Source organism: Vibrio sp. 1402 (genome assembly GCF_033340275.1).
Genome location: NZ_JAWOWE010000083.1, coordinates 1 through 1,099, shown reverse-complemented (window position 1 = coordinate 1,099; position 1,099 = coordinate 1). Strand labels below are relative to the sequence as shown.

The following is a 1,099-nucleotide window of genomic DNA, read 5'->3' as shown; positions in this document are numbered from 1 at the left end:
AATCGGGGAAGACAGAACCAAAAGCATCTGAGCTAGTTCTTATAGCAAAGAGACTAGGTGTATCTGTAAATGAAATCTTAGGAAGAGAACAAAACCCACACGAGAGACTGATAGAAAAAATTAGTTCAGCAATTGGGGATTTTAATGAATCAGAGATCGAGTCATTGTCGATTATGGTAGAAGGTTTGTATTTGAGGAACCAAAGTAACAAAGCAAGAAATAATTTCTCCTCTGATAAGACTCGCTAGCGCTCAAACACTGGCGCGCTACGCTTGCGAATACACGGAGAACACTGATGATTCAGTGGAATTTACCCCCGTAATACTAGACGGGGGTTTGGCTCCGCTTTTAGGTCCCTCCCGCTAAGCGGGCCCCTCCCAAAATGCTCGCTAACCGACGAAGTTATAACGATGAAGAAGATCATATTATCAATGGCCTTAATGAGCTCAAGTTCATTGGCAAGCCAGACAATGGGCGAAATCATTGGTCGAGAAGAAGACCCAAACCGACCAATTGAAGAAGTCTATGGCAAGGAACGCATAGACAAAATCAGAAACGGCGATGATTTCTGCATGTATGAATACAAAACCGATAAAAGCGGAAAAATAAAAAGTATCAAACTGGAAGGAAGACCAGAAGACTGCAAAAGCCTCCTGAACTACTTCATGATTAAAAACAAAGACAAACTAAAATGACATACTCAGCGTTTGGTATGTCATTTCTTCCTTAATGCGCATTATACGCTTTTTATGTTACGGGCTATCTCTTCAAAGCGATTCTCTCTCATGGCATGTACGCAGCGAGCTACGACAATGAGCAATTCTCTCGCCCACCCTTTGCGCGTTCTAGGCCAAAGGCGAACCACTCAACATAACACTCACCCATAATGCGCACTTAGCTATAGCTATTTTAAGGTCGCCAAGCCACAACGCAAACATGCCACAAACCATTGAAATACTTGATAATCCTAGCCCGTTAAACTTTTTTGCAATCTTCGCCCAAGCTTGTTGAGCTTCGTACGTTTTGGCTTTATCAGCGGCTAAATACACCAAAACGGATTCTGTATCTGCTCCAATTTCTTTAGCAAGAAAAAGTGCTT

Annotated in this window: 3 protein-coding genes; 2 read left to right on the top strand and 1 reads right to left on the bottom strand. The window is 42.3% G+C overall.

From position 1 onward, the window contains the following. Both R7044_RS24270 and R7044_RS24265 read left to right on the top strand, forming a co-directional pair. On the top strand, positions 1-248 hold a 248-nt coding region (locus R7044_RS24270), incomplete at its 5' end, for an XRE family transcriptional regulator (RefSeq protein ID WP_225455879.1). Positions 249-410: 162 nt separating this feature from the next. Next, positions 411-695 carry a hypothetical protein gene (locus R7044_RS24265; protein WP_224067156.1) on the top strand — a complete coding sequence of 95 codons (285 nt, stop codon included), beginning with the start codon at positions 411-413 and terminating at the stop codon, positions 693-695. A 150-nt stretch (positions 696-845) separates the two neighbouring features. Here the strand turns inward: R7044_RS24265 and R7044_RS24260 are convergent. After that, a partial coding sequence (locus R7044_RS24260; RefSeq protein WP_225455878.1) for a DUF3693 domain-containing protein occupies positions 846-1,099 on the bottom strand: 254 nt, incomplete at its 5' end.